General features: G+C 55.4%; 21 protein-coding genes, 1 tRNA gene and 1 riboswitch. Of the genes, 12 read left to right on the forward strand and 10 right to left on the reverse strand.

The genetic code is table 11. The annotated features are described in order from the left end of the window. Positions 1–5: 5 nt before the first annotated feature. Positions 6–518: a GNAT family N-acetyltransferase gene (locus DC3_RS16385; RefSeq protein WP_186816080.1), complete on the forward strand. Its 513-nt coding sequence runs from the start codon at positions 6–8 to the stop codon at positions 516–518. A 134-nt stretch (positions 519–652) separates the two neighbouring features. Here DC3_RS16385 and DC3_RS16390 read toward each other — a convergent pair whose 3' ends face one another. The 3 genes from DC3_RS16390 to DC3_RS16400 form a co-directional block, all read right to left on the reverse strand. Then, complete coding sequence (locus DC3_RS16390) at positions 653–1,132, reverse strand: Tudor-knot domain-containing protein (protein ID WP_186816081.1); 480 nt, start codon at positions 1,130–1,132, stop codon at positions 653–655. Positions 1,133–1,325: 193 nt separating this feature from the next. Continuing rightward, positions 1,326–1,760 carry a hypothetical protein gene (locus DC3_RS16395; RefSeq protein ID WP_146886178.1) on the reverse strand — a complete coding sequence of 145 codons (435 nt, stop codon included), beginning with the start codon at positions 1,758–1,760 and terminating at the stop codon, positions 1,326–1,328. Between the two features lie 281 nt (positions 1,761–2,041). Next, complete coding sequence (locus DC3_RS16400; RefSeq protein WP_146886180.1) at positions 2,042–2,536, reverse strand: DUF456 domain-containing protein; 495 nt, start codon at positions 2,534–2,536, stop codon at positions 2,042–2,044. 139 nt (positions 2,537–2,675) lie between these two features. On the opposite strand from DC3_RS16400, the gene DC3_RS16405 reads away from it, so the two are divergent. Together DC3_RS16405 and DC3_RS16410 are read left to right on the forward strand one after the other, a co-directional pair. Continuing rightward, entirely contained in the window at positions 2,676–3,257 is a 582-nt protein-coding gene (locus DC3_RS16405; protein WP_146886182.1) for an SRPBCC family protein, read from the forward strand. Beyond that, a complete protein-coding gene (locus tag DC3_RS16410) occupies positions 3,250–4,368 on the forward strand; it encodes a M20 family metallopeptidase (protein ID WP_246130706.1) in 1,119 nt (372 codons plus the stop codon). The genes DC3_RS16405 and DC3_RS16410 overlap by 8 nt, the downstream gene beginning before the upstream one ends. A 345-nt stretch (positions 4,369–4,713) precedes the next feature. Here DC3_RS16410 and DC3_RS16415 read toward each other — a convergent pair whose 3' ends face one another. Continuing rightward, on the reverse strand, positions 4,714–6,039 hold the full coding sequence (locus DC3_RS16415; RefSeq protein WP_146886184.1) for an MATE family efflux transporter: 1,326 nt from the start codon (positions 6,037–6,039) through the stop codon (positions 4,714–4,716). Positions 6,040–6,215: 176 nt separating this feature from the next. On the opposite strand from DC3_RS16415, the gene kynU reads away from it, so the two are divergent. The 3 genes from kynU to DC3_RS16430 all read left to right on the forward strand — a co-directional run bounded on the left by kynU (position 6,216) and on the right by DC3_RS16430 (position 11,426). Further along, entirely contained in the window at positions 6,216–7,400 is a 1,185-nt protein-coding gene (gene kynU, locus DC3_RS16420) for a kynureninase (protein ID WP_146886186.1), read from the forward strand. Between the two features lie 191 nt (positions 7,401–7,591). Further along, positions 7,592–7,675, forward strand: a riboswitch (cyclic di-GMP riboswitch). Positions 7,676–7,762: 87 nt separating this feature from the next. After that, a complete protein-coding gene (locus DC3_RS16425; protein ID WP_186816082.1) occupies positions 7,763–8,896 on the forward strand; it encodes a S8 family peptidase in 1,134 nt (377 codons plus the stop codon). A 142-nt stretch (positions 8,897–9,038) separates the two neighbouring features. Further along, the gene (locus DC3_RS16430; RefSeq protein WP_146886189.1) at positions 9,039–11,426 is read left to right on the forward strand and encodes an EAL domain-containing protein; all 2,388 of its coding nucleotides are present in this window, start codon (positions 9,039–9,041) and stop codon (positions 11,424–11,426) included. A gap of 63 nt (positions 11,427–11,489) precedes the next feature. Here the strand turns inward: DC3_RS16430 and DC3_RS16435 are convergent, their stop codons facing one another. Continuing rightward, complete coding sequence (locus DC3_RS16435; protein ID WP_146886191.1) at positions 11,490–13,823, reverse strand: penicillin acylase family protein; 2,334 nt, start codon at positions 13,821–13,823, stop codon at positions 11,490–11,492. A 525-nt stretch (positions 13,824–14,348) separates the two neighbouring features. On the opposite strand from DC3_RS16435, the gene DC3_RS16440 reads away from it, so the two are divergent. Both DC3_RS16440 and DC3_RS16445 read left to right on the forward strand, forming a co-directional pair. Continuing rightward, entirely contained in the window at positions 14,349–17,303 is a 2,955-nt protein-coding gene (locus DC3_RS16440; RefSeq protein WP_146886193.1) for an adenosylcobalamin-dependent ribonucleoside-diphosphate reductase, read from the forward strand. Between the two features lie 379 nt (positions 17,304–17,682). Next, entirely contained in the window at positions 17,683–18,627 is a 945-nt protein-coding gene (locus DC3_RS16445) for a hypothetical protein (protein WP_146886195.1), read from the forward strand. 118 nt (positions 18,628–18,745) lie between these two features. Here the strand turns inward: DC3_RS16445 and DC3_RS16450 are convergent, their stop codons facing one another. Genes DC3_RS16450 through DC3_RS16460 form a run of 3 tightly spaced genes read right to left on the reverse strand, consistent with a single transcriptional unit; the run spans position 18,746 to position 20,547 of the window. After that, a complete protein-coding gene (locus DC3_RS16450) occupies positions 18,746–19,396 on the reverse strand; it encodes a hypothetical protein (RefSeq protein WP_146886196.1) in 651 nt (216 codons plus the stop codon). A 22-nt stretch (positions 19,397–19,418) separates the two neighbouring features. Further along, positions 19,419–19,931, reverse strand: coding sequence for a hypothetical protein (locus DC3_RS16455; protein ID WP_146886198.1), 513 nt, complete (start codon positions 19,929–19,931; stop codon positions 19,419–19,421). After that, a complete protein-coding gene (locus tag DC3_RS16460) occupies positions 19,921–20,547 on the reverse strand; it encodes a DUF4291 domain-containing protein (protein ID WP_146886200.1) in 627 nt (208 codons plus the stop codon). The genes DC3_RS16455 and DC3_RS16460 overlap by 11 nt, the downstream gene beginning before the upstream one ends. Before the next feature lie 387 nt (positions 20,548–20,934). On the opposite strand from DC3_RS16460, the gene DC3_RS16465 reads away from it, so the two are divergent. From DC3_RS16465 to DC3_RS16480, 4 genes are all read left to right on the forward strand, one after another. Further along, positions 20,935–21,930: a Fic family protein gene (locus tag DC3_RS16465; RefSeq protein WP_146886202.1), complete on the forward strand. Its 996-nt coding sequence runs from the start codon at positions 20,935–20,937 to the stop codon at positions 21,928–21,930. A 146-nt stretch (positions 21,931–22,076) separates the two neighbouring features. Further along, positions 22,077–23,765, forward strand: a complete 1,689-nt coding sequence (locus DC3_RS16470) for a M3 family oligoendopeptidase (RefSeq protein WP_186816083.1) — start codon at positions 22,077–22,079, stop codon at positions 23,763–23,765. 106 nt (positions 23,766–23,871) lie between these two features. After that, positions 23,872–23,947: transfer RNA gene (locus DC3_RS16475), tRNA-Ile, on the forward strand. A gap of 83 nt (positions 23,948–24,030) precedes the next feature. Further along, positions 24,031–24,285, forward strand: coding sequence for a hypothetical protein (locus tag DC3_RS16480; RefSeq protein ID WP_146886206.1), 255 nt, complete (start codon positions 24,031–24,033; stop codon positions 24,283–24,285). A 227-nt stretch (positions 24,286–24,512) separates the two neighbouring features. Here the strand turns inward: DC3_RS16480 and DC3_RS16485 are convergent, their stop codons facing one another. Together DC3_RS16485 and DC3_RS16490 are read right to left on the reverse strand one after the other, a co-directional pair. Continuing rightward, positions 24,513–24,728, reverse strand: coding sequence for a hypothetical protein (locus DC3_RS16485; protein WP_146886208.1), 216 nt, complete (start codon positions 24,726–24,728; stop codon positions 24,513–24,515). A 93-nt stretch (positions 24,729–24,821) separates the two neighbouring features. Then, complete coding sequence (locus DC3_RS16490; RefSeq protein WP_146886210.1) at positions 24,822–26,120, reverse strand: esterase/lipase family protein; 1,299 nt, start codon at positions 26,118–26,120, stop codon at positions 24,822–24,824. Between the last annotated feature and the right edge of the window lie 15 nt (positions 26,121–26,135).

Below are 26,135 nucleotides of genomic sequence, written 5' to 3' on the forward strand. Positions count from 1 at the left end.
GGGAGGTGCAACTGCGTCCGCTGACCCTGGGTGATCTGGCCACCATTTACCTGTGGAGCCAGGATGAGGTGTTCTGTCGGGCCAATGGCTGGTCGATTGGTCTTTCCTGGCAGCAGCTCAGAACCTGGTGGATGGCTTTGCTGCAAACCTCCCCCGATGTGATGCTCCGCTCTGGTGTGGCCGTTCAGGACCAGCTGGTTGGATTTGTCGAGCTTTCCAGCTTTGACTGGCAGGAAAAGACAGCTGTTTTTGGAATTGCCATTGGAGCCAGATCCCTGTGGGGGCAGGGCATTGGATTTCAGGCAGGTCAGTTGATGTTGCAGCATGGTTTCGACCACCTGCAGCTGAAGGCCATTTTTGCAGAGGTCCATGCTCCCAACCTGCGTTCTCTGGCCCTGATGCGCAAACTGGGCTTTGAAGAGACAGGCAGGCTCCCGTTGCATGAGGTGTACCAGGGGACCCTCAGCGATGTGGTGTGTTTTGTGCTGGAAAGTTCTTGCTGGAACAGCAGAATCTGAGGCATCTTCACTGCCAGGCAGCATAAACTTGACGAATATTGCATATCAGGATATACTGTTCTTATCAATCGGCGAAAAGCCGAATTTTTTGTTTTGGTCCCCGGAGGTGCCAGACCCTCCAGATGAAGGCTGTGTCAGGACTGCTTGTAGCAATCCAGCTTGGCCCCTTTGCCCCAGTCAAAAACAACCATGCCCTTGCGCTGCTTCACGTAGGTGGCCCTGGCCTTGTTGTTGAGGACACCAGTGAATTGAAAGGTTTCTCCTTTGAGAGACCATTTCCCTGTCTTTTTCTCCCACAACTCCTGATAGGTGCCATTGGCATGAAGTGTGAATTCCATGCGGGTCTGCAACTGCTGTGAACTGGCTTCATAAGCCATGCACACGTACCGACCTGCAGGATTGCTGTAGTCCACAGCCTCTTTCACGGTGATGCGGTCTGGGAGAACGTACTCGTCCCAGCTCTGGTCGTATCCCTCGTAATGGATCTTGTATTTTCCCTGATGGGTGCCTGTTCCGAGGGCCACAATGGTGGCATCAAACCACTGCCCGTGCCACTCCACCTGCACCTTCTGGCCCACCTGATAAACAGAAGCAGCCCAGGCGACTGAGGTCAAGGAGGCCACCAGGGTTGCCATGCAAATGCTACTGAGGTCTGGTTGCCAGACCAGGTGTTTCCGCAGAAAAGAAAGCAAACTGGGCATGTTCTGACCTTACCAGAGGAGGTGTGACGGTTTTCTGAACCCCAAGAAACGGACCTCAACAGGTCCGCTTCTTGACTTCATTCGCGCTGGAGGAAGGGTGCAAAGGTCAGGGGCGTGCAGTGGTGCGGGCGTCCCGGCGGTCATCGTGGCGGCTGCGTCCGGCCAGTCCGGCCAGACCCAGCAAGCCCAGGATGCCCCAGGGGAAACTGTTGTCATCGCGGGCGTAGCTCTCATCTGCCACAGCGGTGTTGTTGCCTGAGCCAGTGGTGGTGTTGGTGTCACCAGTGCCCGCCCCTGTTCCCATGGTGGCATCATCGGTGCCAGAACCAGTCGTCGAATCGTCGCTGGTGTTCCCCATGTCGGTGGTGCCAGAGGCGCCTGTCCCTGTGGTGTTGTTGGTGCCGTAGTTGGTGGCATCATCGGTGGTGTTGCCCATGTTGGTGCTGTCGCCAACATCTGGGGTGTCCACCTGGGCGTGGGCCACCAGGGGGGAGGTCATGCAGAAAAGGGCAATCAGGGCTGCTTTGCTGAACTTGTTCATGGGATCTCCTTAAGATCAATTGACATTTCAGCGGAGAAAACATTTCTCCGTTCCTGTTTCATATTCTGGTGGCTGAATGTGTGTGTGGCCCCCTGGTTCCAGTGAAAAAGCTGGTTTTATCCTGATGGCTGGTTTTTTCTTTCTGGGATGAAGAAGTGATTTGAAGCTGTTTTCATTCTGAAATGCTGCTGCAATCAAATTAAGGGTTGTGTGATTTCATACAGAGCCTGAAAACAGAAAAACCTCTGATTTTCACAGAGGTTTGAAGGGGTTTAAGACCTTTAGAAAAGGGCGCGAGAAGGGTCCCACAGACGGTTGAGTTCGTAGATGCCCACCAGAATGTGCAAGACCAGTTTGGCCGCAATGCCGGTCAGGAGGCCCACAAAAGTTCCCCATGCACTGCGCAACGCCTGGTCCACGGGTTTTTTCTCCATGTACATCTCCACCAGGAAAGCGCCACCCAGAGGGCCAACGATCAGACCCATGGGGAGGGCCAGTCCCACAATGCTTCCCCAGAAGGCACCCCAGGCGGCACGTTTGCTGCCCCCATACTTGCGGGTGCCCCAGATGGAGGTGAGGTTGTCCACAAGACCAATGGCAATGCTGATGATGCCAAGCCCCAGCAGGAACCAGAAATCCGAGAATTGAAATCCATCAATGAAGGTGGCAATCACCGAACCCACAAAGATGAGTAAGGTTGCCGGAACCACCGGAATGAAGGTTCCCACCACCCCCACAAGCCAGATCAGCAGAAAAACCAGAAAAGCCAGAGTCATCTTGCCTTAGGAATACGTCTGTTCCTGGAAAAAGTTGCAGGTCTTCCTGTGGAATCCCTTGCAGCTTACAGTTCAGGGCACCCCATTTCCTGTGTGCCGTCACCCTTCCGGAACCCGGGCTTCTGATTACAATAAAGGCATGAATACGAGTCGCATATTGAAACTGGCCGGTGGCGCACTTCTGGCTGTGGTTGGCCTGCAACAGAAAGGAAAGACCAGAATCGCCCTGACGGGTCTGGGGGGCGCACTGATTTACGCTGGACTGAAAGAACAGGAGGCCCCTGCTTCCCTGACCTCCAGCGGCGACATTTATCTGGAAGACAGCGTGGTGGTTCACCGTCCTCTGTCCGAGGTGTACATGCAGCTCAGGAACTTTCCCAACCTGCCGCAGGTGTTCTCTCACCTTGAGAAGGTGGAATTTCAGGGGGAGAACATCCGCTTCAAAGGGCAGGTGCCGCTGGGCATGCTCGCCGACTGGGACATTGAGATGGTGTTCGATGACCACCAGGAGCGGTTTGGCTGGCGTTCCAAACCGGGCAGCATGCTGGACAACGCCGGAAGCCTGACCTTCGAGAAGATCGACGCCGAGAACACCCGGGTGCATGTGGCCCTCTCGTACAAACTGCCAAAAGAGCTGCTGACGGTCTGGAAGGACCTGCTGACCCCGGAAAGGTTGCGCACCGATCTGGAAGTGTACCGCCGCAAGGTGGAACGTGTTTGAAGGCCTGTCCTTCCTGCGTGAACTGCTGACCATCCGTTCTTATACCGGGTCCGAGCAGGCCATTGGTCAGCGGGTGGTGCAGGAGATGCAGACCCTGGGGTTTGACCATGCTTACCTCGATGAAAGCGGCAACGCCATCGGGGTGGTGCGGGGCCAGAAGCGGGGAGAGGCCCTGCTTTTGATTTCCCACCTGGACCATGTGCATGAAGGGGACACCACCCTCTGGGAGCATCCTCCATATGATGCTGTGCTGGAAAAGAACGTTCTGCATGGTCGGGGCACCGTGGACATCAAAGGCCCCCTCAGTGCACAGCTCTATGCCCTGGCAGGTCTGATTCAGCGGGGAGAGCGCCCTGTGCAGGATGTGGTTCTTGCTGCTTTTGTGGAGGAAGAGACTGGGGGCAAGGGCATTGCAGAATTCATTGCCCGGATGCCTTTCAAACTTCCAGATGGGGAAATCCTCAACATCACCGGAGCAGTGGTGGGAGAGCCCAGCAGCAATCAGGTGATGCTCGGGCACCGAGGGGTGTCCCATGTCACTCTGGTGTTCAGGGGCGCGGCGCACCATGCTTCTTTTGGATTGCACGACCAGAACCCCATGTTTGAGCTCGGGGAGTTCCTGGGCCGCCTGAGGCAGTATGACCTTCCTGTGCATCCCATTGTTGGAGAGCACACCCTGGCCCCCACCCAGGTGACCTGTGACAGTGGTTCGGAGAACGTCACCTCCAACACGGTCAGTCTGGTGCTCGACTGGCGCAGCACCAGCACACCAGAAGAAATGCGCCAGATCCTCAAAAGGCTGACTTCGGGCCTCAGGGTGGATTACGAGGTCAGTGAGCTCTGGACCCTCAAGAACACACCGGGCTTCCACATCGAACCGGACCATCCGCTGGTGCAAAAACTGTACCGCCATGTGCGGGAGGTGCACGAGGCATTTGGCATCTGGAATTTTGCCACCGATGGGCGTTACACCCATGCCCAGGGCATTCCCACAGTGGGTTTTGGCCCGGGCAATCCCAGACTGGCCCACACCGTGCATGAGCACATCCTGCTGGAAGAACTGGAGCAACATGTGAGGGTGTTGCAGGCTTTTCTCCTCGACCCTCAGTAAAGAGTCACTGCTGTTTCAGGTCAGGGTTTCATGCTCTGGCCTGTTCTGCAAAAGCGGGGAACCACAAAGCCAGTTTTTGTTGAGGGTGTGGAGCGGTCAGATGACGTGGTTTTTCTGCAGGGTCAAGACGAACACCAGGCAGCAAAAGACCACCACTGAACCGGCTGGGGTTCAGTTCTTTGTCTGTCGACTTTTTACTGACCTCAGCAGAAATGGTTGAACCCTCGCTTCAATGTCCTGCTCTGATCTCACGCTTCACTCGAGTGAGGCATCAGGTGATCCTTTTGCTGCCTGCTGAAGGCTGATCGCTTCAGACCTTACGGGTCTTAAAGCAGATCTGGACACTCAGGCGGCCTCCAGCACCTTCCAGTTGACCCTGCGGTAGCGGCCATAAAAGATGGCCAGTTTGATCAGTTCGCTGAAGAGGTGCGCCCCCAGCACGCCAGGCAGGCCCCAGCCCATCCACAGACCCAAGACCGCTGCAAGGGGCAGGCCCACCAGATAGGCCGAGACCACATCGCCCACAAGAACCCCTCGGGGGTCTCCGGTGCTGGGCAGAACGGCACTGCCATGGATCATGTTCTGCACTTTCACGGCCTGAAAGAAGGAATTCATGATCATGCCAATGAAGGCCAGGTGCAGCACGGTCTCTCCGACCTTCGGATAGAAGATGGGCAGCAGATAGGAAGCCCCGAAGAACAGCACGCCCGTGATGGCTCCGGTGAGGAGCCCGGTTTTCTGGATGGACAGCACCCGGTTCTGGGCCAGTGGAATGTTGTTCTGCCCGAGGGCCTGCCCGACGAGGGTGGTGGCTGCGGCAGCGAGTCCTGCGGACCATACCACAAACAGACCCTCCACGGAGCGGATGATCTGGTAGGCCGCAATGGCGTGGGTGCCCATCTTGCCGAGCAGCACGTTGTACAGAAACAGGCTGAACGCCCACAGGGTGGCTGTGGCCATCATGGGAACGCTGAGGGGCAGCAGGTCTTTTGCGGTTTCCTGGATGCGGGCAGGGGTGATGGAAATCCAGTGCACGGAAGGGTGACGGTACAGCTGAATGAGCAGGTACACGGCTTTGAAGAGCTGTGCTGCGAAAGTGGCCCAGGCTGCCCCCTGCACCCCCCACTGCAGGGTGAAGACAAACAGGTAGGCCAGCACAGTGTTGATGACCATGCTGAAAAGGGTTGCATGCAGAGGCACTTTGGCCTTGCTGAGCGATCTCAGAACGCCAGTACACACCGCTCCAGTGACCATCAGGGGAAGGGCCAGCAGCATGATTTTCAGGAAACCGTCTGCCGTGCGGGTGAGTTCAGGGTCGTTGCTGCCGAGTTGCAGGATTTCGGTGGAGAAGGTCCACAGCGGAACCATCACGATGCCAGAAAAAAGGAGTCCAAGCAGCAACCCCACATTGACCAGTTGTGAGAGCAGGTTGTGGTTCCCTGCCCCGAACGCCCTTGCAGAGAGGACAGCACTGGCATTGGCAAGCCCGGCAAGGGCCATGATGAACACAAAAGTGATGCTGTTGGCAAGGCCCACGGCGGCCACAGCAATGGCCCCGAGGGTGGCGACCATCACCTGGTCAATGAAACCGAGCATGAGCTGTCCCACCGATTCCAGACTGACGGGGATGGCGATTTTGAGGATGTCTTTCAGGAAGGGGGGGTGAACCATGAGAGCCCCATGCTGGCACACCCTTTCGAACCGATTCGTCAGATTGTGCACGATTCAATTTCATGAAGGTGCTGTTTTTCAGGCTTTTCAGAAAGCCTCTGTCAGAAACACAGCTGTCCACCTTCGCTGGACGCGGCTTGCTGGGCTGCACAGCGGGCAGGTTAGAATACCGTCAAATGCTTAGACAGGACTTCATTTACCCCGAGGGGATCTATCTGGACGGCAATTCGCTGGGCCTCACCTCCCATGCCAGCGTGCAGGCGATTGGCCGCAGATTGCAGGAATGGCAGGAGCAGGCCGTGAACGGCTGGGAAAGCTGGTTTGGCCTTGCCGAAACCCTCAGTCCCACCCTGGCAGACCTGATGGGAGCACGGCCTGAAGAGGTGATTGCCACAGGCAGCATCACCATGAACCTGCATGCCCTGCTTGCCACCTTTTACCAGCCCACAGCCCAGAAGAAGCATCTGGTGGCCACTGCACTGGATTTCCCCAGTGACCTGTATGCCCTGCAGTCCTGGGCAGAGCGCCATGACGCCGAGTTGCGCCTGATTCCTTCGCGAGACGGTTACACCCTGAATGATGAAGACATTGCTGCTGCATTCCAGGAGGATGTGGCCCTGGTCTTGCTCCCAACGGTGCTTTATGCCAGTGGGCAGTTGCTGGACATCCAAAAGTACGCTTTGCTGGCCCAGCAGAAGAACATTGTGCTGGGGGTGGATGCGGCCCACTCTGCAGGTTCTGTGCCCCACCACCTGCACGCCTGGGGCGTGGATTTTGCGGTGTGGTGCAGCTACAAATACCTGAATGCGGGTCCGGGTGCACCCGGTGGCCTTTTTGTGCATGAGAAGCACTTTGACCGCCTCCCTGGCCTGAGGGGATGGTGGGGCCACCAGAAAGCCAGCACCTTCGAGATGCGCTCTTACTTCACACCCGAGCATGGAGCAGGTGCGTACCAGATCAGCACCCCGAGCATTCTGGCCCTGGCCGGACTTGAAGGGGCACTTGAAGCGTTCAGGAAGGTGGGCATTGAAGAGATCCGGGCACGTTCCCTGGAACTCACCACGCATTTCATGAAGCTTCTGGATGAACACACCCCTGAACTCCGGGTGGTGACCCCCAGAGAGGTGCACCGCAGGGGAGGCCATGTCAGTGTGCAGCATCCCCAGGCGAGACTGCTCAGTCTGGCCCTCAGGGAAAAAGGAATTGTGCCGGACTTCCGGGCCCCGGACATCCTGCGCATGGCTCCGGTGGCCCTGTACAACACCGAAGAGGAGCTGCAACAGACGGTTCAGGTGCTGCGGGAACTGCTCGACACCCGCTCCTACATGGCTTTTGAACAGAAAAGCACCCGGGTGGTCTGAACCTGACTGTACAGGTTTCTGAAGTCTGGCTGAGGGAATTTGACCCAGATGTACGGAAAGTGTTAAACATCAGGAATTTCCCGTATTAGAGGGAATTTCTGGCATTTGTAAAGAGGCGTTTTTGGCGTGTGGATTGACGCTGAAGCGCTTTTTTTGTCATACTGGAATCAATCAGTACAGAGCCAACCCCTCTGGCTGATAGAGACGTTGAAGCCTTTCCTGTATTCGGGCACCTGGGAAAGGTGGAGTCAGTGGTGCGACCGGCTATTGGTCTCCACGTGATGCAAGCATCACCGTGGTCTACGTCCATCTGCACATGCAGGTGGTGTCTCTCGATTGTGGGAGTAAAGGAGGGAGTGACCATGTCACACACTTCTGTTCTGAAACGCCTGATCCTTATCACAACCGTCCTGCTCAGCCTGGCCTCCTGCAGTCAGACCCCAAAGGCCCCGGAAGCCACCGCAGAGGTGCAGAATCCCGAGATCAGCCAGCTCGGGAGTGCCGATGTCTTCGACATGACCCTCTCGGACAGGAGCAACTACCAGACCACTGCCGTGCGCTGGTGGACCAGTGGGGTCAAATGGTGGGTCAGTGGCACCAACAGCGGACTCGAATACTGGACCGATGCCGTCAGGTGGTGGGCCAGTGCCGTCAGATGGTGGGCCGAAGGGGTCTTCCTGCCCGCACCGGACAACAGCAAGCCCTTCAAACTGATCAACCTGGACAAGGCACAGCTGCTTGCCCCCAACCTCGGAGCAGGGGTCAACATTGCCCTGATTGACACAGGTGTGGACCTCAACCACCCCATGCTCACAGGAGCCGTGAAGTCTGGATGGGATTACCTCGGCAATGACAGCAACGCCAGCGAAGAAGGTGCCGACACCGATGTGGCCTATGGACACGGTACAGCCGTGGCTGGCCTGATCCGTCAGGTTGCTCCAAAAGCCACCATCACCGCCTTCCGGGTGATCACCTCCGATGGTTCCGGTCGCTCCAGAGATGTGGCCAAGGCCATCTATGACGCTGTGAACGGCGGGGCCGACATCATCAACATGAGCGTCAGCACCGACACCCTCACCTCCAGCGTGTACACCGCCATGCTGTATGCGGCCAGCAAGAAAGTCCTGATTGTTGCTTCGGGTGGGAACAGCGGAGGCAACCAGCCCCTCGTTCCAGCCCTGCAACTCGGAAATGATCCCCTGCTTGACCTCTCAGGCCTCAGTGTGGGCAGCGTGAACGGCGATGGCAGCAGCGTCAGCTGGAACAACAAGGGCAACGAGGTGCTCGCTCCCGGCGTGAACCTCTTCACTGCCTACCCTGGACAGCGCGTGGTGTACGGCACAGGCAGCAGCTTCAGTGCACCGCTGGTGACCGGCGCTCTGGCCCTCGCCCTCGGTGAAAATGCGAACAACTGGAAACTGACCACACTGGCCCAGTCCACCAGCAACGGCGGCATCATCGACATGAGCCTCTTCCTGAAACAGGCCCTGAAATAAAACGTGTGATTCACCCGGGAAGCTTTTGCCTTCCCGGGTGACAATGCATCGAGAACAGGTCATCATCAGAAGAGAGGGCTCTCCCTTTTCCCCTTCTCCTTTCATCCCCTCAATCCATCCGTGCACCAGGAAATGGGTCCACATGCCTGACCAGAACCCCTCCAGCCTGCGAACCCCCAAACGCCTCCTCGAGGAAGCGCGGCTTTTCACCGATGAAGACGATGAACGCGCAGCCCTGCTGTACGAACAGGCAGCGGTGCGGGCCAGACTGTACCGGGACCAGGAGACGCTGGCAGATGCCCTGAACGGCATGGCCAAACTGGAACACAAACGGGGAGACAGCAACGCCGCCCTCTTCCACCTGCAGGAAGCCCGGGAGATCCGCCGTGCCCTGGGAGACCTGAGGGGAGAGGCTGCACTGCTGTGCAACATCGGAGCCCTTCACACCGATTTGGGAAGTTTCAATACTGCACTGGATTTCCTGTTGCAGGCCGAAACCGTGCACGGCAGTGCAGAAGACGTGCTGTCGGCCACCATCTCCACCAATCTTGCCCGCGTGTACGACGATCTTGGTGATCCGGACAGTGCAGAGCGGCACTACCAGAAAGCCCTGACCTTCGTGCGCAACGCCGGACACCCCATGGGAGAGGCCATCCTCAGCACCAACTACGGGGAGTTTCAATTGCGGCGGGGCAGGCTCGATGAAGCCGAAAAGCTGCTTTCTTCAGCACTGGACATCACCTCCAGAAAGAGCTTCATTGCCGCCGATGCCCTCAGGCACCTCGGGGTGCTGTACCGCCAGCGTGGGATGCTGGAAGCTGCCCTGGTGGCCTTTCATGATGCCACCAATCTGGCAAGGGCCAGTGAGGACCTCGACATCCTGATTGAAGTGCTGATCAGTGAGGCCGAGACCCACCTGCAAGAAGAGCACCTGACCCTCGCGCAGGACGTGCTCTTTGAAGCCGAGGAACTGACCCGCAGCAGCAACCGCCACCGTGCCCTCTCCCGGGTGCTGAAACTCACCTCCCAGGTGTACGAGGCGGAAGGCCAAATCACCAAAGCCCTCTCTACTGCCCGGGAAGCCCACGATCTGGAATCCCAGGTCCTGAAAGCCGAGGCCGAACAGCGCACAAAGCAACTTGCCACCCAGCACGAACTGGAACGGGCCAGAAACGAACTTGAGCAGCAACGCCACCGTTACGAGACCGAACGCCTCACCAAAGAGAAGATGGAGCGGGAATCCTACGAGCGCATGAAAGAGCTGGAACGCAAAGCCCTTTATGACGCCCTCACCGGACTCCCGAACCGCCTGCTGCTGGCGGACCGTTTCCGGGTGGCTTTAGAACATGCTTCCCGAACCGGAACAAGGCTTGCCCTGGGGGTGCTGGACCTCAACAAATTCAAGAAGATCAACGACACCCTCGGACACCACGTTGGGGATGAACTGCTGATCGAGGTGGCCCGACGCCTGGAGCCAATTTTGAGGGCAGAGGACACCGTGGCCCGCACTGGCGGAGATGAATTTGTGTTCCTGATCCGCTCCATCACCGACACCGAGGCAGTGATGGCCGTGGCCAGACGCATCATGCAGGCTTTCGAGCCGATGTTCCACCTGTACCAGCACCACCTGCACGTTGGCCCGAGCATCGGGTTTGCGGTGTTCCCTGAAGACGCCCTGACCTACCAGGACCTCTTCGAGAAAGCCGACAAGGCCATGTATGAGGCCAAAACCAGAGGGAGTGGGTTTGAACTTCACGGCCTGCAGTCCTCGGACCGCATGGCCCCCATCACCCTGGAAAGTGCCCTCCACCAGGCCCTCAAGAATGAAGAGCTCGACATCGTGTACCAGCCCTTCACGGACATGCACGGCAAACCCAGAGGGGCAGAGGCCCTGCTGAGGTGGCACCACCCCCTCTTCGGGAACATCTCCCCACTGGAATTCCTGCCCATCGCAGAGAGCACCGGGCTCAGTGTTCCCATTGGGGCATGGGTGCTGAACAAAGCCTGCCAGGAGGCCGCAAAATGGCCAGGCCTGGTCCTCAGTGTGAACCTCTCCTCCAGACAGTTCTCGCACCCTGACTTTGCCAGCACTGTGAAACAGGCCCTGGAGAGCAGCGGACTGAAGCCCGAACTGCTGGAACTCGAAATCAAAGAAGAACTCCTCGCCCGACAGCTCGAACGCTCCCAGAGCCGCCTCGGAGCCCTGCAGGAACTCGGGGTGCGGGTGGTGCTCGACGATTTTGGCGAGGGCTTCACCAGCTTCACGGCCCTCAAGAACCACCACGTCCAGGGGGTCAAAATCGACCGCAACCTGATCCAGGACCTGCACCCCGAAGCGCAGGGCAGCCGCGATGAAATTCTGCTCTCTGCCGTGATCCGCATGGCCCAGGCCCTGGGCCTCGACGTGATTGCCAAGGGTGTGGAAAACGAATACCAGTGGGAATTCCTTTCCACCCTCGGGGTGACCGCTGTGCAGGGATTCCTGTTCTCCAGACCGCAAAGTGCAGGGGAACTGGTGGCGGGGTTGTAGGTTTAGGCCACCCCAAAAAAACCCCCCTCCAGCGTCTCCGGAGGGGGGTTCACGTGAAACACCTCAGGGATGCAGCGTCAGCACCTGTCCACCCTCAAAGGTCTTCATGGGGACATACTCTCCAGCCCGCCAGAGGGGGGAGAGGTCGGCGTAATGGGCACTGAAGACGTTGCCGCTCTGACCCAGTGAGAAGACGAACTGGCTGCTGTCCATGTTGGAGAGGTCCACGATCTGGCGGTAACTCGGGCCGTGGGTCTGCTTGAACGTTTCCTGATCGTAGGTGCCGACATTCACCGTGTAGAACCCGCCATCGGTGGAGGTTTCCCGGTTGAAGATCCAGCCGACCTGTTTGTTGTCTTTGAAGACGTGGGCACTTCTGGCCTTGTGGAGTTTGCCCCACTGCCATCCCCCCTGGTTCTCTCCCAGGCGTGAGGAGAGGTCCTTGAGGGCGTTCTCCAGGCTGAAGGACAGGTACTCTGCACAGTTCTGGCTTTGTGGACCTTTGCAGTACATGCCTTCATTCTGCAACTGGCCCAGCACAAAGTAGGGGTGTTTGCGTTCCACCACGAAATCAAGTTCATCTTGCACCATGTAGGTGAGCTGCTTGTACCATGCCGCGTAGATGGTGGAGCCCACGCTGTCCTGCTTCTGGAAGCCATCCCACTGGCTCAGGGTCTCCAGGGCTTTTTTCGCTGCATCGCTTTTTGGCTCGGTCTTCAGGAGGTATGGCTTCAGGTCGTCCCAGAGCAGGCTGTAGGAGTCGTTCTGGATCTGCTTGAAGGACTCGATGGTGTGTTTCGGGGTTTCCTGAATCAGCTGTTCGATGCGGGCCTTGCGGTAACGGGTGGCAAAGAGGTCATCGGTGCCGAGGGGGTACAGGTAACCGTCTGCAACAGGGCGCTCGTTGGCCGTGGCAATGTAGCCTTTCTCAGGGTTGTAGACGTGGGGGAGTTCCTCGAAGGGGATGTAGCCCTTCCAGTCTTTGTCGCCAGAGACAGGTTCGCTGCCATCCCAGCCATCCCGGATCGGGATCTTCCCGGGGGCGTAGTATCCGATGTTGCCATCCACATCTGCATAGAGGAAGTTCTGGGTGGGGGTCACGTAGAGCTTCAGGGCGCTGGTGAAATCGTCCCAGTTCTGGGCGTAATTCAGACCAATGAAAGCATCCATGGTGGTGTCGCCAGGTTCCAGAGCCGTCCATTTCAGGGCCACGATCTGGTCCTTGCCCACCTCTTTTGCATCATCGTCGATGTCGCTGATGATCGGGCCGTGTTTGCTTTCCCGGACCTTGATGGTGATGTCGGGTTTGCCTTTGATCTTGATGACCTCGGTGCGCTCGGTGAGTTGTGCATCTGCTGGTTCCAGAAACAGGTCCTGCACGTCTGGCGCAGTGTTGGTCACAGCCCAGGAGATGCGGTCATTGCGCCCGATCACCACGGCAGGCAGCCCGGGGATGGTGCCCCCGATGGCATGCAGGGTGGGCCCCTGAATCTCGGCCATGTACCAGAGGGCAGGGGCACTGAGGCTCAGGTGGGGATCATCTGCAAGGAGGGGTTTGCCGGAGACCGTTCTGCTTCCAGCGACCACCCAGTTGTTGGAGCCCTTGTCTGGAACCTTCTGCATGCCCAGGGCTTCCTGAATCTTCAAGAGGTTTGTTAGTTTGCCCAGGGTTTCAGGAAGCAGGGTCACAGGCTCTTCTGTGACAGCAGGCTCCTGATAAATTCGCTCTTTCTGGAGTTCTTCTCTGTTCAGGATGGTGGGGTCGGAGTCCGGGATGGGGGCATAGAACTGCTTGAGGCCTTCCTCTCCCACTTTTGCTCTGATGCGGGAGGCCAGAATCTCAGATTCCCAGTTGCCCCCGAGGTCAAAGGCCATCATCTTGGCCCAGGCGAGGGTGTCCACCGGGGTCCAGAGCTCAGGTTTGTACCCGAGCAGGGTGAATTCCAGAGGAAGTTTTTTGGTGGCGAGGTAGGCGTTGACCCCTCCGGTGTACGCCTCAATGATCTGTTTGGAGCGGTCAGATAAGGCAGGGTAGGCCTCTTTTGTGGCCTTGTAAAAGCCCCAGGTTCTGAGGAATTTGTCGGTGTCGAGCAGGTCTTCGCCAATAACCTCTGAGAGGCGCCCTGAGGCAACCCGACGCTGGAAATCCATCTGCCAGATGCGGTCCTGGGCGTGCACGTAACCCAAAGCAAAAATCGCATCCAGGTCGCTGCTGCTGGCTTTGATGTGCGGGACGCCGTAACTGTCCCAGCTGATTTTCACCTCTCCGCTTAAGCCCTGCAGTTTCAGGTCGCCGGATTTGGGGGTGTAGGTCTGGTAATAGAGATAGCCAATCGCTGCCGCAACGATGATCAGCAGCAGCAGGACAATCCAGCCAATGGCGCGAAGTAGACGCATGTTCCTCCTCTGGTCCCGGAAAACGTGAAGGGCAGCGTGACCTTCTGGGAGGGCTTCCACTGTGCACATTCACGGATTCGATGGGCCCATCATACGGGATCTGGTCGCGGCTTACACCCGGTCCAAATCGCACCGGATAAAACCAGAATGAGCAGTTTGGGGTCAATCACGCGAACCATGACATCTGGATTGGACCCTGAAGCCAGATGGGTGTACCATATCTAGCCGTCTGGGGTCTTTCTGATGGGATGACCTGCATGTGACATTATGCTACAAACTTAATAATCTGCGCATTTTTCCGCACCAGAACCCTGTTTTTACCCCGTTACACTTACACCAATTTGAACCCCATAAGACAACACATATGGTCTGTCAAGTCTTGCATAGTACCGTATTTAGTATTAAAGTAACCTCATTCAAGGGAAACCCAACGGACCCCAACCCCCGGTGTCCAGAGGGTTTTTGCTTTGTCAAAAATTCAGACTTTGCATACAACAGAACAAAGTCACGCTTCAAGGAGCCTTCATGACCCAGCTTGAGAACCGCACCCTCAGCCAGTTCGACGACAACGCCCAGCACATCGCAAAACGCCAGTACATGCAAGCAGGAGACGGCAGCATTGCAGGCATGTTCGAGCGCATTGCCAAATGGGTGGCCAGTGCCGAGCCCGTCGAAGCCCGCGAGAAGTGGACTCAAGTGTATTTTGACCTGATGGCCGAGAAGAAATTCTGCCCTGGTGGCCGGGTGCTCGCCGGAGCAGGCACCCAGCACGGCAACGTGCTGAACTGCTTCGTGCAGGGGGCCACCGACCATGACCCCTCCAGCTTTGAAGGCGTGATGGAAGTGGCCAAAAAACTGGCCCTGGTCACCAAAGTTGGTGGAGGCAACGGGGTGAACCTGGACGTGTACACCCCCAGAGGCGTGAACACCCGTTCGGATCAGGGGGTGCGGGGCTGGGCCTACATGAGCGCCGCACACGCAGACGTGCATGACTTTATTGAAGGCATGATGCGTCCCCCCACCCAGCCTGATGGGGACAAGCAACCCATGGCGATCCGCAACTGGACCCGCGTGATCTACGGCGCGAACATTCCCATGGACCTCGTGACCCTGGCCCGCCAGAACGGGGTCGCTGTGGTGCGCAACCTCCCTGAAGGTGTGCTTCCCGTCAATGACGACATGGGCGGTATCGTGGATGCAGCCAGGGCCGTTGCAGAAACCGCCAAGGTGGGCATCGAACCCCGCATTGACCTGACCCCCCTGCGTGCAGAGGGAAGTCCCATCAAGGGATCTGGTGGCACCTCCTCCGGTCCTGTGAGCTTCCTGGTTGAGCTGTTCGACAACTTCCTGGAGTGGGCCAACCTGGGGGCAGAAAACTCCGGTCCCATCAACACCCTGCGTTACTGCTACGCCCCAGTGCTGCGCGTTGTGCGTCAGGGTGGGACCCGTCGTGGTGCAGGCATGGCAACCATCAGCATCGAGCACCCTGATGTGCTGGACTTCCTGACCGCCAAGGACCTGGACCGTGAAGCTGCAGAAGGGGACATCTCCACCTTCAACATCTCCATTCTGGTCAGCAACCGCTTCTGGGAAGTGCTGCAACAAAACGGCCTCTGGGAAATTGCTGCCCAGGAAGTGCCCGGCAAGTACTACATCCAGCCCATCCACGAAAAATACGAAGGCACCTACGCCGACCTGCCCGTGCGTGAAATCGACGGGGCCAAAGGGGTGCCCTACTACGACGGTGGCATTCCTGCCCAGTGGATCTGGGACCAGATTGCCGAGCATGCCTGGAGCACCGGTGAACCCGGCCTGATCTTCGTGGACCGCATCAACGAATACAGCGCACTGAAAGACCTCGGGGAGCGCTACCAGATCAAGAGCACCAACCCTTGCGGAGAGATCCCCCTCACGGTTGGAGAGCCCTGCGATTTGGGTGCCATCAACCTCGCCGCCTACGTGAAAAACAGCAGTTTTGATTTTGCTGAATTCCGTCAGGACGTGCGCAAGTGCGTGCGTTTCCTCGACGACGTGCTTGATGTGAATGTGTTCGCCCTGGAAGACAACCGGGTGGCAAGCCAGACCCTGCGCCGCCTCGGTCTGGGTGTCATGGGCCTTGCAGACGCCCTGATCAAGATGGGCCTGCGTTACGACAATCAGGCTGGACGAGACGCCATCTACGAGATCATGAGCGTTCTGCGCGAAGAGTCCATTGCCGAGAGTGAACGCCTCGGGGCAGAGCGCGGGTACTACGCCATCAGCCAGGACCCCCAGCACAAAGACAGAATCCCCCACGCTCCCCGTCGCAACGTGGCCGTGCTGACCGTGGCCCCCACCGGAACCACCAGCATGCTGATGGGTGTGTCCTCCGGGATCGAGCCTGTGTTCTCTCCCTTCATCTGGAGAAAGATCGGCAGCGAGTACAAGGCCCTGCTGCACCCCCTCTTCGTGGAACTGCTGGAAACCTACCCCGCTGCACCTGCCTTCGAGAAGAACGGCAAGTGGGACTGGGACCGCATCACCGACGCCGTGAGCAACAACCACGGAAGCCTGCAGGGCCTGGACTTCATTCCCGAGGCGATCCGTCAGGTGTTCGTGTGCGCCCACGACATCAAGCCCGTGGAGCACGTGCGCATGCAGGGCACCGTTCAGAGGGCCTTTGACGCCGAGGGTTACGCTGGCAACTCCCTCTCGAAGACCATCAACCTGCCCAACGAAGCCACCGTGCAGGACGTGCAGGATGCCTACAACGAGGCTTTTGTGACGGGATGCAAAGGGATCACCGTGTACCGCGATGGGTCCCGTCAGTTCCAGGTGCTTAGCACGAGCAAGACCACCAAGAAGAAAGAAACCGAGAGCACCGAAGTTGCTGCAGAGCAACCCAAGGCTGAGGAGAAACCCGCAGCTCCAGCAGCACCTGCCTTCGTTCCTGGCAAGCCTGTGTTTGACCGCCCCAGCCGTCTGGAAGGGATCACCGACATGGTGAAACTGACCGATCCCTCCACCGGGCACCGCCGGAGTTTCCTGGTGACCATCAACCACACCCAGGGGAAACCTGTGGAAGTGATTGTGACCTCCGGACGGGCCGGAGATGAAGCCAACGCTGACAGTGAAGCCCTCGGGCGTGTGGTGTCCATTGCCCTGCAATACGGGGTGCCTGCCAGTGCACTGGTGAAGACCCTGAGGGGCATCAACGGTGGGCTGTATGGCAGTTACAACGGCAGACTGGTCGGGTCCAAGGCCGATCTGGTGGCCGTGGCCCTGGAGACCTTTAATAAGCCCACCCAGAAGATTGAGGTGGCCCAGATCCAGGGCGCAAGCACCGATGCTGACGTGTCAACAGGAGAAACCCTTATTGCCCACTCGGGGGACGCGGTTCAGACTGGAACCAGTGTTTGCCCGGTGTGTGACAGCAAAGCTCTGGTCCGTGAGGAAGGGTGCGTTAAGTGCCAGGCCTGCGGATATAGTAAGTGCGGGTAAAGTTCATAGAATAGATTGAAAGGCTGTTGAAATTGTTAATCTAAACAATTCAACAGCCTTTTTTCCGCCAAGCATTCTGTTCAGAACAGATAGTGAGGGGCTAAACCTACATATGACGACAAGTGGTGCAGTTGGTGCTAACAGAGGTAAGCTCTTACATAGATTCAAAAATTTAATATATGGAATAATATGGCTTATATTAATAGTAAATACTTTCTTTATTGACACTTCATATCTATTGATAGAAAAGTTTTATCCAAATTATATATTTCTGTTAAAATATAAATTTGTTTTCTTCTCTATAATCATATTTCTTTTATTCATGTTTATTAAGCCTAAAACACTTTTTATACACTTATTTCAATTTGTCTCATTGCCCATGAAAATAGTTGCTTGGGATGTTTCTAAGAAAATATACAGCAAAAAAGGATCTATATGGGCTTTGCTGTATATTTCTAGCTTGGTTAATCTTATTGGCGATTACAAAAAAATCCTGGGTCGAATTTCCATATTCTTTCTAATTATCTACATATATAAAAATGTTTCTAATAATAATGGTGTGTATATTGGTATATTTCTTTGTATATTTATGGTATTTTGGTTCTACTATGATTCTGCGGCTAGTATTTTTAAAAAGACTAAAATTTTGGGTATGAACAGAATACAGATCAAGATTTATATTGAAAGTATCATCTCAACTCTTGATGATCCTAATCCTAATACCTCAAAGAATGCTATGTTGGTGTATTCTTATTTTGTTCTACTGGGAATAAACAGGAATCTTTTAGCATTAGATCATAACTTGCTTAGTTTTGCTTACAATATATATTATTTCTTTAGCATGTTGATCAGAACGCTAATCTTTTTGATTCTTTCTGTTATGCTGTGTTACAAATTAAACAACAATTATTTTGACGGAGTAGCAAATGTATATAATTCACTGATATATGCATTTAATGCTATGTGTTTCAACTTTGTTGATGAGTTGAAGCATAAACCAGAATACTGGCAAGGTGGTAGTATATTTATGATGTGTGAGCTTAATGGTATTCTCTTGCTTACATTACTACTTTCGTTTTTCGTGCCAAGTATAAATCAAAAATCACAAATTGAAGTAGATAAGTTTAGTGAAACAATTAAAGAATCAGCTGATGATATTAAAAACCGTTTAACTACCAAATACAGAGGCACTTTGGGTGTCGCTATTCAATCAATAGAAGCTTTCAGTCCTGGACTTAAGGGTGCGATTCGATCTATAAAGAAATTTTTTGAGACTGAGGAAGAAAGACAGCTTCCGAGGTCTAGAGCTCACAGAAGAAGATAATCGCTCCCAAATTCAACATCTAGTAGTTGGTGCACTTAATCGATATAACAGGTGGCTAGGTTCTAGCCACCTGTTATATTTTTCTATTTATTCCAATAGACTGACCTCATTAGTTTAATTACGAGTACCCTACCCTATTTACCCGATCTCGCATCCGCTCAACATCCTCCTGAGTCCACGCATGGTCAATGATGATCCCCACGGCATCATGGGTGGCCTGGATGTAATTCCCAAAAGTAAATTGTCCTCTCAAAGCTGATAGGTAGCTTCCAATAGATCGTTGAGAAAAATCGTCCTCATCCAGCAATGCGACCAGATGGATTTCCTGCTCTGGGGTCAATCCATCAGGAAAAGCCCTTTTCAGAACATCAAAAGTGGGCTTCTGCACCTCGTCCAAACTCTCCCGAACCAGATCCACACTGAATAAGACCTCACTGGAAGCATCAAAACCAGCGAGACTTTCCAGCACTGGAGGGGCAATTTCGTCTCTCTCGATCTTGCGCTGATGAACTTGATGCACCAATTTCTGCAAGACCTGGAAAGACTGTAGATCCAGGGTCACTTCACCATGCTTCTGGATCTGATCCCTGAAGTGCAGGACCAGATCAGTGGCCGCTTTCTGCCCCACTCCCAGAACCTGCTCAGCCTGATCCGTGATTTGGTGGCTCAGGCAGGTGATGAAGCTCCAGGCCAGCGCATTTGCCTGCTGGATAGGCAGGACGACATGGATTTTCTGGTTCTCGAAAATGATGTGCATGTAGGTGCTCATGGGTGGCTCCAATAACAGCAGGTCATGAATCAAACCCGAACACACAGCGCAACTGGTCGTACGTCAGATCATGTTTGCTGGCAACAGTGATCAGCTCTGGAATGACCTCACTGTAAAAGTCTGCTGCTGGTTCCTGATACTCAGGGTAAAACTCAAAATATTCAATCAATTCCTGAAGGGTGACCCAGCTGAAGGTGTGTTCTCCGATCAGGAAGCCTTCTCTTTCGCCCCACCTGTTGGTACAGCCTTCAGGATACTGAACTTGCAGAAAATCGGGTTCAGCCCAGTGCAGATCCTGTGGTATTCCTCTTGGTTCCACCAGCAGTTCATAATTTTCCTGCCTGACATGAGCCAGCATGTTGAACAGGTCATAGTTTCTGGTGTCATAAAAAGGCTCACAGATCCACTCTCCGAGTTCACCCATCGAGCCTGCCATGCTGACGTTCAGATAGGCTTCTCTGGGAACAAGTTTCCAGATGATTTCCCATCCTTGAGCATTCTGAATTTGCACCAGAAAATGAATGTCAGTCGCCATTGTACTCCTCTTTCTGATCTCCAGCCCCTGCCAACCCCAGTTTGCTCTGCAACTCCTCAGACAGAGGATAAACCCGCTCCTGCTCATGGGGCCAGCCCCCCCCGCCTTTCTTGCAGTCTCTGGCTTCTGCCAGCAGGTGGGCCACAGGGGTCACATCTTCGATGCCCATAATCCACTCTTGAACGTAAAGCTGAACTGCTTCCCTGGACAGGCCCATCTGCAAAGACCGCACTCCAGCAATCGGATTCAGGCGGCAATCCCGTTCAGGGTCCCACTGGATGCGCACAGGACTGCTGGACACCTGGGCTTTCCAGGCTTCCTCGCTCCCATGCACCTCAGGGATGAAATGGGAGAGGGCAGCATGCTGAAGAGCCCATTCAAACCCTGCTCTGGTGATGTCGATGCCCAGCACCACTTCCTGGCCTGCTTTGCTGCCAAAACCAGACCGGTACATCATCCAGTTGAAAGACGGTTTGATCCAGGTCATGCGTTCCATCTTGAAGGGGGGAACAAAACGACCTGCCTCCAGTGCAGGCAAAGCAATTTCTGGACTGTACGCCTGATAGACCCTGATGGTGTTTTCGTTGTAAATGGCCCTGATTTCATATGTGTTCATGGTCAGAGTTTAGGGAGTGGCCTCTGGGCTGGCATCTGCAGATGGGCCTACGGGAAAGCTCAGCAGTTTGGCCTCTCTGTTGTCACATTTGGCATTTTTGCTTTAAAGCGTGACGTTGGAAAAATATTGTTCTGGTCAATAAAAAATGGAAAATCCTAAAAACGCAGCGTGACAAAGCCTGGCACTTCACCATAGACTGCAAAGTGGAGGAAAAGGGCTGAACTTTGTTCTGGAGGAAGAATTTTGCTGTGTCTCATGATAGAGGAGGTGGTTGGAGATGTGACATGCTGGGAATCCTGGCCTGTGCAAGACACGCCCTGAGCTTGTCACGTTTGGCCTTTTTGCCTTAAAGTGTGACAGAGGGAAAACCCTGCTCTGGTGAGGAAAATGCAAGAATCGATTCAAAAGCACTGTGACAACATCCAGAAGCTCAGCGACAGGCTGGAGCAACTTGGGGGTGTGCCGGACACCGTTGTACACAACAACGAGTGGCTTTACATGCTTCAGGAGGAGACCCGTCACAGCCTGTCCATTGAAGGTTACTTTGCGACAGAGCAGGAGTTGAAGCTGATCCTTTCAGGCAAAAAAACAGGTCCTGAGATCCTGAATTACTTCAGGATTGCCCAGAGCATGTACGATCTGGGCCTCCAGTACCACCAGGAGCAGGATTTGCGTCTGGATCTGGCCACCATTCGCCACATTCACAGCGAACTGTTTCGGGAGCTGACCCAGGATCGAGGCCAGTTCAGGCAGGGCAGGATCACCATTCTGGGTGCCAGGGTCAAGCCTCCAGAGTTTGATGTTGAGGAACATGTCAGGGCTTTTGTGCAGGTCACCAGACACCTGCTGGAGCAGGAGCCTTTGCTGCTGGCCCTTGCCAGATCACATGCCCTGTTTGAGAGCATCCATCCGTTCAGGGATGGCAATGGTCGAACTGGAAGAATCATTTTGAATTATCTGGCCGTTTCTAAAGGTTTGCCCCCTTTGATCATCAAAGGGACTGAGCAGGAAGCAAGAGACACTTATTACCATGCTCTGGAATCTGCAGATGTGGGCTTTCATGATGGTTTCCCTGTGCCGTCAAAGCAAAGCATTTTGCAGGCTCTGGATCTGGGCAACTGGGAACCCCTGGTGGAGTTGTTTGCCCAGGCCCTGACCCCTCAACTGCACACGCTGTTGGCTCTGGCTGTGGAAGCAAAAGAACCCCTGATGCCTCTGTCAGACCTGAGTGGGCTGCTGGATGTGAAGGTCAGCACCCTCAGGAAATGGGTGGAACGTGACCAGCTGGTGACCCTCAAGCGAAATGGCAAGCATTTCAGCCATCCTTTGCTGGTGATGTCCACCTCCGCGCCAAAACATGCCCCGGATAGACTTGACGAATAATGCATAACGGCATACACTGTTTATATCAGTCGCCGTTGGGCGATTTTTTTGTTTTGGTCCTCCTGATTCCTTGCAGGAGGATTTTTGCTGCAGAGGGGGCAGCAGGGCTGGACGGTGTCTGCCCGGACCCATGTAGAATTGGGGACATGAAAACCATTGCCAATCCATTGCTGCAAGACATGCACATCACATGGGACATGTACCAGCCCCGTTACCAGGAATTGCTGGACCGCGAGGTTGCGGCCCAGGACATCACCCAGTTTCTGGTGGACTGGGGAAGGCTGGAGAGCGAACTGGATGAAATCCGCACCATCCGGCAGCTGATCACCCACCTCAACACGGCAGATCAGGCTGCAGAGGCCAGCCACCTTGCCTACATCAGTGAGATCCAGCCGCATCGGGAAAGGGCCAGTGCTGCCCTGAAAGAGAAACTGCTGGGGCTGGACCACAGCGACCTTCCTGAAGATGCTGTGCGCATGCTGCTGCGGTTTCAGGCCGACCAGCGGGTGTTCTGTGAGGAGAACCTTCCTGTGCAGCAGCAACTGTCCGATCTGGAGCAGGAGTATGCCCGACTGAATGGCAGCCTGCGCGTGCACTTCAAGGGTGAGGACCTGCCCATGCGCAGAATCCTTCCTTTCCTGATGTCACCGGATCGGGACTTGCGGGAAGAGGCCTGGCGTGCCCTGCAGAAAACCCGCATGGATGCTGCGCCCCAACTGGACGACCTGTTCTTGAAGATGCTGAAACTGCGCCGTGAACTGGCCAGAAACGCCGGGTATGCCAGCTTCCGGGATTACATGTGGGACAGCTACCACCGCTTTGATTACACGCCCGAAGACTGCTTTCAATTCCACCAGACCATCTTGCAGGAGGTGGTTCCCCTCACCACAGAACTGCTGGAACAGCACCGCAAAGGGCTGGGTCTGGAGGTTCTGAAACCGTGGGACTTTGTGTGGTCGGCCCAGCTGGACCCGCAAAACCGCCCTCCCTTAAAGCCTTTTGAAACCACGGAGGAACTGGAGGAGAAAGCGCAGCAGGTCTTCTTCAACCTGCATCCCAGGCTGGGAGAGATCTTCAGGACCCTCCGTGAAGCGCAGGCCATGGACCTCGGAACCCGCGAGAACAAGATGTCTCAGGCGTACTGCACGGCCCTGCCCGTCCGAAAGCTGCCTTTCCTGTTCCAGAGTGTGGTGGGAACCGTCAATGACGTGATCACCACCGTCCACGAGTCAGGCCATGCCTTCCACCGGCACACCACCATGCGCACCCAGCGTTTCCCCTGGAACCACCGGGCCTCCACCGAGTTTGTCGAGATTCCCTCGATGGCCATGGAATTCCTGACCCTGGATCACCTGGGGGTGTTCTACAGCCCTCAGGAACTTGAGCGGGTCCGCCAGGAAACCACCAGCCGCAGTTTGCATGGCCTGCCCTGGATGTGCTTTCTGGATGCCTTCCAGCACTGGGTCTATGCAGAGGCACCACAAGAGGTCACCATTGACATGCTGGACCAGAAATGCACCGAGTTGCTTGCGCAATTCCAGCCGCTGCCGGACTGGGAGGGCTTTGAGGCAGACAGGGGCAAGGTCTGGCAGTACTTCCATGTTTTCTATGTTCCCTTTTATTACATCGAGTACGCCTTCTGTGGTCTGGGTGCCCTGCAGATGTGGCAAAACCAGCAGCGGGACCCCGACAGGACCCTGCAGCAGTACTTTGATGCCATCGAAGCAGGCAATTCCATTTCCGTCCCACAGCTGTATGAAAAAGCTGGCCTGAATTTTCGCTTTGATCCCCAGACCGTCAGAGACCTGATGAATTTCGTGCGCACCCAGCTGTAAGCCTCTTTTCCTGCTACACTGGTCTCACATGCAGAGACGAATACCTGCAACCCACTGAACCCCCTCCCGAAATGTCGGGTGGTTCAGTGTTGCTCCCTTTGGCTACCGAACTGTAGCTCAACGGTGAGAGCGGCCATCTTATAAGTGGCTGGTTGCGGGTTCAAATCCCGCCAGTTCGACCAGATTTTGATCATCCCAGAGCATTTTTCTGGGATGTTTTGTTGCAAAAAGGAAACCTGGAAGCTTGAGGTCCCGTATTTTAGACATGGTTGAATTGATTGAATTTCTGGTGTTTCTGCTCGAAGTGATTGTCACCCTGATTCGCTGGTTTTGGAAAATGCTGGTCTGGATCTGGGGTGGCCTGGTGTGGTTGCTGGGTCCTCTGGGTGCAGGTCTGGGTTTGACCAACCTGCTGCTTCTCCCCTGGTTTCACAGTGGCGCTTTTCTGCTGACCTGTGCTGTGGTGTGGATGGTCTGGATTTCGGCCCGTCAAATGCTGCTGCGACATGCAATCAGATGAGGAAGTTTGCACCCTCAGGATGGAAAGAAGCATTTGGGGAGGAGATCAGGTCAGCCCAGATTTCTGCGGCACGAGCCTGGTTTCGATTTGAACGGAAGGAGACTCCATATGGCTGAGTGGCATTTGCCAGTGTTGTCGTATCCTTTTCTGCTGCTGGCTGCGCTGGGTTTCCGCAAAGTCGGGCCCATCTGGGCACTCCTCCTGACAGTTTTTTTCACTTTTGTTGCCTACCAGTTGATCTTCATTTCTCCACTGCTGCCCATTTTCGCTGCTCCGCTGATTTTCCTGGCATTGGTGGGATTGCTGGCCTGTGTGATCCAATGGCTCATGCGCAGACCGGTCAGTCCCTGGGTGCTGGGACCGTCACTGGTCACCTGTGTTGTTGCTGGATGCACCCTGGTGCTGTACCCAATGTGGTGTTTTGAGAATGGCAGGAGGCTCATGGCATGGTGGTGTTGATTTTTGGATCAACGTGAATGGCTCCGGGAAAATGCAAGAACCAGAGCAGGGTCTGGTTTTTGTTGTTCCTGTGTGATTCAGGGAAGGCCTTGCAGCATCCCCACATGGTTCACGTACAGGGGCCGCACATCCCTGAAGGTGGTGATCCCGATGACATCGATGTGGTCGTAGCCATTCAGCAGACCCACGTGGTACCAGCGGCCTTTCTGCAGGTGGGCAGCATCAAAGGCAAAGGTGGGGGTGCCTTCTGGTGCATCCATGTTGATGGTGTTGACCAGACCATCATTGGGCCACCAGTTTTTGTCGATGCCCAGACTGGCATGGGTGTAGTTGCCAACCCCTGGTTTGAGCGGCCACACATGAGGGTAAGCGACAGGCATCAGGACTGGATTCATGGTCACTTTGGGATAGGCCCACCCTGAGATCAATCCTTTGCTGGTGGCATTGGCACTGTACGAAAAGTAATAGGTGCCGGGAGAGACTTTCACCCAGCTTCGCATGGCTGCGGCCCCTTCTGGAGAAAGATCATGGGAACTGATGTCGTTGCTGCTCCAGGCTTTGCTGCCTGTCACCCTGTTCCAGTAGGACTCGAAGCTCTCTCCAGGCTGGCGACGGATGCCCCACTGCTCCAGATCGAAGTCGTACAGGGTTTTGAAGGCGTCTACACTGCCTGCCAGGGCTCCGATGGCAAGCACCATCTCTTTGAGTTTTGGGAGGAAGCCCAGCAGCACATGGGCGGCACTGGACCCATTGTTGGGACTGGCAATGGTGGTGGCACTTTTCACCCACCCTGGCCTGGCACCGCCAAAAAAGCCCTGTTCCAGCATCTGCACGAGGGTCAGGGCGGTGGTCCCTCCCATGCTGTGCCCGATCAAGTGCACCGGATGCTGTGCGTCCCACTGAGGATAAAAACCAGAGTAGCACTTCCCGGTCACGAAGCGGGCATGTCCGTGGGTTCTGGCATGGTCCTCTCCGTAGTCCGCACAGCCCCCTTTGATCTGGTAATACAGTTCCACGGCACGGTCCCAGTTGCTGCTGACAGGCCCCATCGAAGCGGTGTAAGTGGGCACACCCTGTTTTCGAAGCACATCCTGAAGGTCGGTGAAGCCGCCCCAGTAATGAAACCCCAGCCCTTCATCCCGTCCGAATCCGAACAGGCCATGCACCAGCACCACAGGAACCGTAGAAGCTGCCTGCTTTTGCCACTGCCCTTCGGGCAGCAGATGGTCCAGGGGTGTGATTTCCATTGGGGCCACAGGTTCTGGTGGTGTGGGTGTCTGAAGGGTCTGGCCAGAAGAGATGGCAACTTCCGGGACACGCGTGCTGCAGGAGGCTGCAAGGAGTGCGAGTCCCACCAGGAGAGTGAATCTGTGCATGTTTCACCTCAAAAG

The sequence above is a fragment of the Deinococcus cellulosilyticus NBRC 106333 = KACC 11606 genome, assembly GCF_007990775.1.
GTDB classification, from domain to species: Bacteria; Deinococcota; Deinococci; order Deinococcales; family Deinococcaceae; genus Deinococcus_C; species Deinococcus_C cellulosilyticus.

Excerpts from the sequence above, each read along its gene's own strand:
- DC3_RS16415 (WP_146886184.1), bottom strand. The coding sequence starts at position 6,039 with ATGGTTCACCCCCCCTTCCTGAAAGACATCCTCAAAATCGCCATCCCC.
- DC3_RS16400 (WP_146886180.1), bottom strand. The coding sequence starts at position 2,536 with ATGACTCTGGCTTTTCTGGTTTTTCTGCTGATCTGGCTTGTGGGGGTG.
- kynU (WP_146886186.1), top strand. The coding sequence starts at position 6,216 with ATGCTTAGACAGGACTTCATTTACCCCGAGGGGATCTATCTGGACGGC.
- DC3_RS16425 (WP_186816082.1), top strand. The coding sequence starts at position 7,763 with ATGTCACACACTTCTGTTCTGAAACGCCTGATCCTTATCACAACCGTC.
- DC3_RS16490 (WP_146886210.1), bottom strand. The coding sequence starts at position 26,120 with ATGCACAGATTCACTCTCCTGGTGGGACTCGCACTCCTTGCAGCCTCC.
- DC3_RS16470 (WP_186816083.1), top strand. The coding sequence starts at position 22,077 with ATGAAAACCATTGCCAATCCATTGCTGCAAGACATGCACATCACATGG.
- DC3_RS16430 (WP_146886189.1), top strand. The coding sequence starts at position 9,039 with ATGCCTGACCAGAACCCCTCCAGCCTGCGAACCCCCAAACGCCTCCTC.
- DC3_RS16485 (WP_146886208.1), bottom strand. The coding sequence starts at position 24,728 with ATGAGCCTCCTGCCATTCTCAAAACACCACATTGGGTACAGCACCAGG.
- DC3_RS16460 (WP_146886200.1), bottom strand. The coding sequence starts at position 20,547 with ATGAACACATATGAAATCAGGGCCATTTACAACGAAAACACCATCAGG.
- DC3_RS16440 (WP_146886193.1), top strand. The coding sequence starts at position 14,349 with ATGACCCAGCTTGAGAACCGCACCCTCAGCCAGTTCGACGACAACGCC.
- DC3_RS16445 (WP_146886195.1), top strand. The coding sequence starts at position 17,683 with ATGAAAATAGTTGCTTGGGATGTTTCTAAGAAAATATACAGCAAAAAA.
- DC3_RS16405 (WP_146886182.1), top strand. The coding sequence starts at position 2,676 with ATGAATACGAGTCGCATATTGAAACTGGCCGGTGGCGCACTTCTGGCT.
- DC3_RS16465 (WP_146886202.1), top strand. The coding sequence starts at position 20,935 with ATGCAAGAATCGATTCAAAAGCACTGTGACAACATCCAGAAGCTCAGC.
- DC3_RS16435 (WP_146886191.1), bottom strand. The coding sequence starts at position 13,823 with ATGCGTCTACTTCGCGCCATTGGCTGGATTGTCCTGCTGCTGCTGATC.
- DC3_RS16455 (WP_146886198.1), bottom strand. The coding sequence starts at position 19,931 with ATGGCGACTGACATTCATTTTCTGGTGCAAATTCAGAATGCTCAAGGA.
- DC3_RS16395 (WP_146886178.1), bottom strand. The coding sequence starts at position 1,760 with ATGAACAAGTTCAGCAAAGCAGCCCTGATTGCCCTTTTCTGCATGACC.
- DC3_RS16480 (WP_146886206.1), top strand. The coding sequence starts at position 24,031 with ATGGTTGAATTGATTGAATTTCTGGTGTTTCTGCTCGAAGTGATTGTC.
- DC3_RS16450 (WP_146886196.1), bottom strand. The coding sequence starts at position 19,396 with ATGAGCACCTACATGCACATCATTTTCGAGAACCAGAAAATCCATGTC.